At 33.7% G+C, this 8,674-nt stretch carries 10 protein-coding genes and 1 pseudogene; 1 reads left to right on the top strand and 10 read right to left on the bottom strand.

Annotated elements, in window-relative coordinates; genetic code table 11:
• Positions 1-139: 139 nt before the first annotated feature.
• The 6 genes from ACPYKA_RS16035 to ACPYKA_RS16010 all read right to left on the bottom strand — a co-directional run bounded on the left by ACPYKA_RS16035 (position 140) and on the right by ACPYKA_RS16010 (position 3,583).
• Positions 140-658 carry a hypothetical protein gene (locus ACPYKA_RS16035; protein ID WP_479543224.1) on the bottom strand — a complete coding sequence of 173 codons (519 nt, stop codon included), beginning with the start codon at positions 656-658 and terminating at the stop codon, positions 140-142.
• Between the two features lie 16 nt (positions 659-674).
• Positions 675-1,385, bottom strand: a complete 711-nt coding sequence (locus tag ACPYKA_RS16030; RefSeq protein WP_479543223.1) for a hypothetical protein — start codon at positions 1,383-1,385, stop codon at positions 675-677.
• 198 nt (positions 1,386-1,583) lie between these two features.
• On the bottom strand, positions 1,584-1,823 hold the full coding sequence (locus ACPYKA_RS16025) for a hypothetical protein (protein ID WP_479543222.1): 240 nt from the start codon (positions 1,821-1,823) through the stop codon (positions 1,584-1,586).
• Positions 1,824-2,028: 205 nt separating this feature from the next.
• Positions 2,029-2,223: a hypothetical protein gene (locus ACPYKA_RS16020; protein WP_479543221.1), complete on the bottom strand. Its 195-nt coding sequence runs from the start codon at positions 2,221-2,223 to the stop codon at positions 2,029-2,031.
• A 321-nt stretch (positions 2,224-2,544) separates the two neighbouring features.
• Complete coding sequence (locus tag ACPYKA_RS16015) at positions 2,545-3,024, bottom strand: DUF2247 family protein (protein ID WP_479543220.1); 480 nt, start codon at positions 3,022-3,024, stop codon at positions 2,545-2,547.
• Positions 3,025-3,028: 4 nt separating this feature from the next.
• Positions 3,029-3,583 (bottom strand): hypothetical protein, encoded by a 555-nt coding sequence (locus tag ACPYKA_RS16010; RefSeq protein ID WP_479543219.1) that lies wholly within the window; start codon positions 3,581-3,583, stop codon positions 3,029-3,031.
• A gap of 780 nt (positions 3,584-4,363) precedes the next feature.
• Between ACPYKA_RS16010 and ACPYKA_RS16005 the strand changes: the two are divergent.
• Positions 4,364-4,637: pseudogene (locus tag ACPYKA_RS16005) on the top strand (DDE-type integrase/transposase/recombinase); the annotation flags it as partial.
• A 156-nt stretch (positions 4,638-4,793) separates the two neighbouring features.
• Here ACPYKA_RS16005 and ACPYKA_RS16000 read toward each other — a convergent pair.
• Genes ACPYKA_RS16000 through ACPYKA_RS15985 form a run of 4 tightly spaced genes read right to left on the bottom strand, consistent with a single transcriptional unit; the run spans position 4,794 to position 8,507 of the window.
• Positions 4,794-6,026, bottom strand: a complete 1,233-nt coding sequence (locus tag ACPYKA_RS16000; protein ID WP_479543218.1) for a PoNi-like cognate immunity protein — start codon at positions 6,024-6,026, stop codon at positions 4,794-4,796.
• Positions 6,027-6,050: 24 nt separating this feature from the next.
• Complete coding sequence (locus ACPYKA_RS15995) at positions 6,051-7,760, bottom strand: T7SS effector LXG polymorphic toxin (RefSeq protein ID WP_479543217.1); 1,710 nt, start codon at positions 7,758-7,760, stop codon at positions 6,051-6,053.
• A 57-nt stretch (positions 7,761-7,817) separates the two neighbouring features.
• On the bottom strand, positions 7,818-8,096 hold the full coding sequence (locus tag ACPYKA_RS15990; RefSeq protein ID WP_479543216.1) for a YwqI/YxiC family protein: 279 nt from the start codon (positions 8,094-8,096) through the stop codon (positions 7,818-7,820).
• A gap of 18 nt (positions 8,097-8,114) precedes the next feature.
• Complete coding sequence (locus ACPYKA_RS15985; RefSeq protein ID WP_479543215.1) at positions 8,115-8,507, bottom strand: YwqH-like family protein; 393 nt, start codon at positions 8,505-8,507, stop codon at positions 8,115-8,117.
• Positions 8,508-8,674: the final 167 nt, after the last annotated feature.

Here is an 8,674-nt window from a genome sequence, read left to right as displayed (position 1 = left end):
CGGTAAGTGCCTTGCGTTTCTCTAGTGGTTGGTTGATGTGTACCTCCACAGTGGACTTTCACCACCTAGATGGTCGCCATGCCTGGCGCACAAATGAAACCTTGATAAGCGTGAGCCAATCAAGGTTAAGATTATACAACTATATTTTTATTTCTTTTCTGACTAGAGAGTTAACTTTATCAGTCTTCATTGACCAGTAATCTTCTAATATTTCTTCCACAGGTGTTGTTTTATTGAGTCTGAGTACTTTGAGAAACCCTGCTAATGAATCCAAAGCAAGTAATAGGATCTCTTCTTGATGAAAAATTATCTTTATTCCAATATCAGCTTCGATTACCCAATTAACACCATTATTTTGCCACGTTGCCACATCCTTCAAAATGAATATATCCTTTAAATCCTTACCAACATATGTTAATTTGTAGTCGGGGCTTGGTGTTGTTGCATGTTCAATTATCAACTTGGGATATTCATCACCATCAGATGCATTGATAGGAATATTTTTTATAATTATCGTCCTATCAGGGCTTTCAATAGCAAAATTGAGCGCAAATTCTCCGACTTCGTCGATGTACACATTCAACGATGACGCACCTTTAACACTTCTCAACATATCAATTTGCTCCTGGGCTATCTCATTCTTTATAAAGTGTTGCATCTTATCTCCCTCTTTTTTATGGTATGAAATGAATTTTTTGCTGTTTGAAAGTACTACCACCATTAATATCAACCGCAGGAGTACCATCAGAATGTGAAACGGGTCTGTAAGTTATTGCTGTACCGTCATCCATTATCCTAAGAACTTTACCATCTCCAAGGTCTCTTTCAGTCTTAAACCCTTGAGTTTTTTCATCAAAAAATTGTTTTGCGGCTTGATTTCCACCTGTCATATTTCTTACTTTAGCACTTCCACTTTGACCTACTGCTCCGTAATATCCACTTTCATTTGGAGTAAACTTAGGAGCATTACTCGTACCCTTATCGGACACCATCTCTCTACTATTTCCACTATTCTTTTTACCTGTTAACTGCTCTAATATATGATCAGGATTATATACATTGTACGCTGTTGGTTGGTATTCCCTTGTGAGTAAACGATCAGTTTCAATGATCTTTGTATAAACTCCTGGATTTTCCATCGTTGGAAGATGTGTGCCTTTTAACTGGTTCATTCGCGACATATTTCTTGATGTTCGGACTGCTGTACCTGCGCCTTTTGGTCCTATCAGTTCAATTCCAATTGTCCCAATAATATAGGAGAACCATCGTGCTTTGCTTATATATACTGAACGAAATAGTGCATTTCCTAAGAAAAGAAGCAAATGATAAAGAACACCAGACGAATTGTTATGAAGTTCATAGTTCCCTTCTCCTAAAACCTTCACTACATCATAAATGCCAAGCCCAATACCTTTTATACGTATTTATATCCTCAAACATTCGACATTACTAATATCCACATGCTGAAATGTATGTACCCTGCATAAAAATTTTCTTTACTTTCTGACTCAAGTTTTATACGCATTCCTCCAAAAAAACCTCAAGAAATTTATATTCTTGAGGTAACTTTTGAACTTAATGTTTTATTTGTTGAATTTCTCGCCTAGTATTGGTGTAATTTGACCAATATCTTCTACTGAATATCCAAATGATTTTAATTGAGACTCAATTAATTCCAATACGTCATAATATGCAAAATTTACACCTAATCTGTAGTTTTTTTCTTCTAAACCTTCTTCTTTTGTGGGCAACAAAGAATTATTATAACTTTCTTGGATCTCATTTATTAAATCAATTAAAAAATTTTTCATTTTGGGTTCCATTAATCATCACCTAACTTTATACTTAAAATTTCCTCCAGAATTTGCTTTTACTCCATTTGCCTTTGTATATCCAATGGCCATTTTTTATTAATCAAAGCGTTTTGTTGTCTAGGGTCTAAATTCCTAAAATTAGGAATGTATTTTTCAAGATCTTTTCTTGGTGTTCAGCAATTTGCTTTTCAATCTTCCAGCCTTGTTCCTCACATTATGTAACGTTTTTTAAATGAATATCGAGTATTTTTCGACCGTCTCTAGTAAAAATGCAACATATTTTTGTCTGTCCTATTACTAAACCTGTAACCTTTAACGTTACCTCCTGTATATCTGCACGGGCTTTGTCAATCTCGTTTGTTTGTGAATGTGGCGGTATCATAATTACTCTTGCTATGTAAAATGTCATCTCGCCCAATTCTCATACTTTTCTTCCTAGTCAGTATTAAAATATAATTCCTTGATGATACTACCATCACGAGCTCTCGATTCACGAACAAATCATTTTCTTATTGTTTCATTCAAATAACAGCTGGTTTAAAATTAAGTAAAGTAAAAAACTTGAAAGGCATTTAGCCAATCAAGGTCTAAATGTTATCCTATACTTCTTTTTACATACCCAATTTATTACAGTATAAAATCTCCTTTATTACTTGTCTTTCTTGAGTGTCGAGCCCTACTTAAAAGAAAACGATGGCTTATTATTCCATCGTTCTCTTTAAACTCCTAATTATTTTAATATTAATTGCTTCTCAGCATCCAAAAACTCCTCAACAAGTTCTTTAATTGTATGTTTTGAATCAGATGGATAATAAAATGCATCCGATACTTTTCTAAAAAAGTCATACATATTTTGGGGCGTATTAAACAGTGAAAAAATATTTTCTATTTCTTGAAAGATATTTTCATCAGAAGAATTATTATATGCCTCTTTTATAATGCTATATAACCACTTATGATACTCTTTAGTCATGTCTTCCGAAGAACTGTCAGAGATTATTCTTTCAAGTATATCATCTACTTTATCTTCTTCTTGTTCCCACGCCAATTCAAGGATGAACTCATTATTAACATTAGGATTATTCTTTAGATATTCAACAGCGTAATTTGTTACTTCTGAGGAAGATATTAACTTAAACTGTCTACCAATAAACAACGTAGTCCAGTTACAATTAAATCCATTTTTCTCGACTATTTCAATTTTATACAATTTTCTATTTCCCCCACTGATTTATTTTTCCTGTAACTTTGCCACCAGGTATAAATGTTCTATGGGTTACTGTGTTAGTCGTAGGATCTACCACCCATTCAAACACTCCATCTATTGTTTCTTTCGTCTGTAACATTTCAGGGGCGTTATTTTTAACCTTTACATATTTCGTTTCATACTTAACCACTGAACCTTCTATCTGATACAACGAATCCATATGTCCTTTTTTATTTGGCAAATCAAATCTTTGAGCATCAACTGCATAATTATCAATTATATCATTAAAGTTATGATAAAAATCATCTTTTAATGCACTACCTACTCGTGGATTATCTAAAACTGGATGCTTAAGTTCACCCGTACCCTTATCGGACACCATCACTATACTATTTCCACTATTCTTTTTACCCGTTAACTGCTCTACAATATGATCAGGATTATATACATTGTACGCTGTTGGTTGGTATTCTCTTGTGAGTAACCGATCAGTTTCAATGATCTTTGTATAAACTCCTGGATTTTCCATCGTTGAAAGATGTGTTCCCTTTAGCTGACTCATTCGCGACATATTTCTTGACGTTCGGACTGCTGTCCCTGCGCCTTTTTGGCCTACCAGTTCAATTCCAATTGTCCCAATAATATAGGAGAACCATCGTGTTTTGCTTATATATACTGAACGAAATAATGCATTGCCTAAAAAAGAAGTTGGTGGTAAAGTACACCTAGTGGATTACTGTAAAATTCGTAGATCTCTTCCCCTAAATCCTTCACAACATCCTAAATACCAAGCCAGATTCCTTTATACATATTGATATCTTCAAACATTCCGACATTACTAGTGTCTACATGATGTGATTGACCAGACCCTCCAAAGTCCAAACTCCTTTTCCTTCACTTTCTTATACGCCAACATTTCAAATACGGACAAGGGGCTGAAGTTGAGGACGGCACTACTATTTCCATATGTAATCTTCATTTCATTCATATAGTTTTGCTGTAAGTTGTATCCTCATCTACACCTTCTAAGGGCTTTTTTTGTTGATGATCTATCTCATGCAACGCTTTTACTACTTTTGTAGAATATTCTCTTGCCTTTACTGACATTATTGCTAATATTCATCCATATATAATGTAGAAAAAGAGATAATGTCCGAGATGCTGCTCATTTCTTTATTAATTTCGTTGATTAGATCATACACCACTTTGTTAAGAAAGAAATAAAGGTAATAATTTCATTATTTAACATATCGCAGTTGAATTATCTATGGGATACTATTTAGTCTTTTAATAAATCTTCGTCTAAAAAGAGTTCGATGTCATCTAAATTCACATTTTTCTTTCTAAGCAAGCCAATGAATTAAACTGTGAGTTCAAACAAGAAACTGCAAAGAAGGCAGTTGTAAGTGACGTGACATATGTAAGAGTTAAAAAATAAATGGCATTACACATGTGTATTTGTCGACCTTTTTAATCGCGAAATTATAGGCTTTAGTACAGGAAAGAGTAAAGACCAATCTCTAGTTGCACGTACTTTTTCATCTATTAAAGGTCCTTTAAGCGATATTCAGCTCCTCCATACAGATCGTGGCAATGAATTTAAAAACAAATTAATTGGTATTCAGCAAGGAAAACTAGAGTGTCATATCATCGCCAACTTTCCTAAAATGACTTGGTTTCGCTAGGGTGTATTTATTAAACCAAAAGACCTTGAAGGGATTTTAGCCAATCAAGGTCTTCTTTAATAATACATTCATTCGATATATATCACGCTACCCTACATCTTTAACAATAACTTCATACATATTTCTTATGTCTACATCTTTTGGCACTAATGCATAATAATTTTGGTCATTATCCAAAATGAATTGAATAAGTTTCGTCTCAGAGTCTTTCCAGAAGTTTTTCATAATATGAACGTAGTCTTCTAAATTGTCCTTATAATCCAGCTGCAGGATAAAGCCTCTTTGTGTTAGGGCAAAAACAATTAAACTTCCTAACAGGTTTTTTTCTTTATTTTCTTCTTTATACTCATCTTTAAAAAACCAAATTTGGTCTAATTCCATTGGTTCTTTATATTTATCATAGAATTGATCGTCATCCAACGCTTGATAATCTGAAATTAATTCATTTACAAAAGCGTGCCATTTGATTGGGATGATTTTTTCCAGCGCAGGATTGTTTTCTATTCCTTCTGCCCAATCTTTAGGTTCTTCTGTGTCAATCTCCATTAAATATTCATTTAGCGTAAAGTCTTTAAATTTTATAGAATTTTTGTAATGTGCCAAATCGTATGGGTAGTGGTTGTTATTTTTAAGGCTAGAGTCATCAAGCTTTAAGATTTTAGCAATGGCAGCAGTTTCAAAGCTCCAGAACCCTACATATCCACGTCTTTTATGCGCATTTCTCCACTCATAATCGTAGTGTCCCTGAAACCATTCGTTCTCCATGTATGTTTGAAGTCTTTTAGAGGCCGCTTGTTTATCCGTTTCTGCGAGTTCGATAATTTCTTTTGTATTTGTGTAGGGGACTTCCTCAATAAAAACATTCCTAATTTTTGTCCAGCCGATATCACTAGCGCATAGTAGATAATCAATCACAAAGTCTTCTACATTCTGATTTTCTACAATAGTTGCGAGTCTTTTCATGTTTTGTTTATCTGTTTCCAGCAAAAGTCCCAAAGATATAGCCCACAGTAATTTTAGATATGCAACTTCTCTATTCCCTATGTAATCTAAATCACTAATTGCACAATTAAAATCGTTCTCGATAGATATATTGCTTTGTCCCAAAGAATACTTTCCTCTAATCACATCTATCTTAGATGAAAAATTGCTTAAATAAGATTCTTCGATAATACTTTTGTTATCTCTGGGGTGTCTTTGAATCCCATTTTCCATATCTTCTTTAATACATTGTATATCTTCACTAGTTACTTTAATATACAGCTCTTTAAATTCCACTCCATCTTTACATATTCCATCATTACATAAGTGATCTCTCATTCTATTCAATCCTCCAAGTTAAAATCAGGGCCATTCGCCAATTGTATTCCCATTTTTATCAAGTTTATATGTCTTTACATTTCCATTACTATCCACTTTTGATAATACTCTTTCGACTTCATTTTTCTCTAGTGACCTCATGATTTTAATGGCTAATTCTTTATCTTCTACAGCATTATATATTCTATCATTTCCTGATTTCTCCCCCACCAACCAATCATCTGACATTTGCTTACCGTCTTTCGTTTTTCCTAATTGACCTTTACCAAACTTCGCTTCATCGATTACATATTTTATATTCGAATTTGGATTTGTATTTTCATATAATCCATCTATTCCTCTGACTATTTTATCATCAATGCTTGCCGGGGCATCTCTTCCTACTGGCTTTAGGTCATAGCCGGCTTCTTTTAGACTTGGATTATTTAATAAATTGTCACTAGAAATGATTTCACCAAAGTTTCCTTTTTGTTTATTTGTGGCTGTTTTTGGATTGAAATCATCTACACTTATTTTTGTACTCCAATTCTCACCAATCCCTGTGCTTTTCATTAATAATTGTTCTTTTATTTTATTTAGATTATACACATTATAAGGTACTGTGTCATAAGCGCCTGCGAATGCTAAGTTATTTTCTGGATAATAAAAAGCATTTGATTGCCTGGCATTATTTACGTCCTTTGTTTTAATCTTACTTATTTTAGTTCCTGTTCGCGAAATCCGTAATCCAGCAAGAACACCTTTTGTTCCCAAAACAGTTTCTGCCACTGTTCCAACTGCATATGTGGCCCATCGGGCACGGCTTTCGTTGTCTCCATTGATAACATCCCGTTCAAATGAACTTATGATAGCTTCTGTCATATATTTCCCAGTTTCAACAGGGTGTAAAATCATATACCCTAGTTCAGTTACCACACCAATAGGATCTGTCGCTAGTTGGTGAACACCTTGAGCAATATCGTTCACTATATCCCATATTCCGAGCCCAATACCTTTATATGTATTTAAATCGTATTTCATATTCTTCAGTTGATGTAAATTTTTTATCTGAATGGAAATTGACTTTCCAAACACCTTTTCTTTCACTTTCTTATACGTCGGCATTCCAAATGCGGACAAAGGGGTAAAATTTGGTATGGCACTACTATTTCCAAAAGAAATATTCATTTCATTAATATAGTTTTGTAGTAAATTAAGATCCTTATCTACACCTTCTAAAGCTTTCGTTTGTTGATAATCGAGCTCATACAACGCTTCTATAACTTTTGTTGCACGTTCTCTACCTTTATCCGCATATTGGCTAAACTCATTCATATTTAACGGGGAAAGGGAAATAATGTCCGAGACGCTATTCATCTCTTCATTTATTATGTTAATTAAATCATACGTCATCTCTTCCGCTCTGTCTATCCCACTTCTAACGTCTTCGCTAATAAAGCCTTCATGGATGAAACCGTTGTTATCTCCTTCAAAATTACTAACGGATGTTTTCATTTCTTTAAGTATGAAAGTATAATCTGTTAATGATTGGTGTAGGAAAATAAGAAACGTTTGATGAACATGTTGATAAAAAGATCGGATTGCCTCACCTGTTTTACCTTTTAATTCTGCTTCTAACTCTGTTATTCCTCTTACAGCGCGTTGAATCGCAGAAATTTGAGCTTGGATCGTTTCTATTTCTTTTTCTATAGAGCGTATTCCACTATCTAAATTTTTAACATCTAAAACCTTCACTTAAATGACCGTCCTTTTTACATTTTTTTAAGTCAAGCCAAGGCGGAAGGATGAAAACTATTTTTGTGAGTTTAAAAGAATTGCGTCTGCTATCCCTCGATCCTTTTCTATCAGTTCTTCTAATGTATCTTCAGTAACATTTATATTTTGTAAAAGTAATGCTTTGTACTGTTCCAAGATTGATATATATGTTTGATTGATTTCGTTTATTTTTGTGATACATTCCAGTTGATTTTTCCCTTCTATAGTTGATATGGATGATGATAAATCCTGGGCAGAAGTAGATAGTGCATGAACAGATTGTTTTATTGGAGCTTCTGTAATTTTTATTTCCATTTACGTTAACGCCTCCCTTTATCTGCTTTCTAAATAACTTAAATGAACTCTTTTCCCATAGACTTGATTTTCTAGACTAATAATTTTTGAGTCGATCCGATTTATTTGTTGCTCAAGTTCTTCTATACGTTTACTCAGTTGCTTATTTGGAATCGCTAAGTAACTTCTTTTCCATTCGTATTGTCTAAAAGAAAGAAATTCATTTGCCAATTCACCACCCCAAGTGTTTTTTGTAAACGAAGGTTTTGAAACATGTTCTGAATTTTCGATGAAAATGTCATACAACTCAATAAGCCGATCCTTTGTTTGGCGAAGCCGTTCTACATTATGGTGATGACTACTGATCTCACCTGACAGTCTACGAATCACATTTTCCGTTTCTCGGATTTTTGCTGAAAAATCCATAGACATATTGGGTACACTCCTCCCATATAACATATGGATAATTTTACCGTAGTAAACAGGCTGTTTCAAAGCTTTTTTGGCTTTTTTACAATAAATATAAATGATAATCTAGAAATGTACAAAAACGATTAAATAAGAATGTACAGTTTTGACGAAATACTGCATAATATCTT

The organism is Pseudogracilibacillus amylolyticus (SeqCode) (genome assembly GCF_051918545.1).
Taxonomy (GTDB): domain Bacteria; phylum Bacillota; class Bacilli; order Bacillales; family Amphibacillaceae; genus Pseudogracilibacillus.
This window is presented reverse-complemented; position numbering and strand designations above follow the sequence as displayed.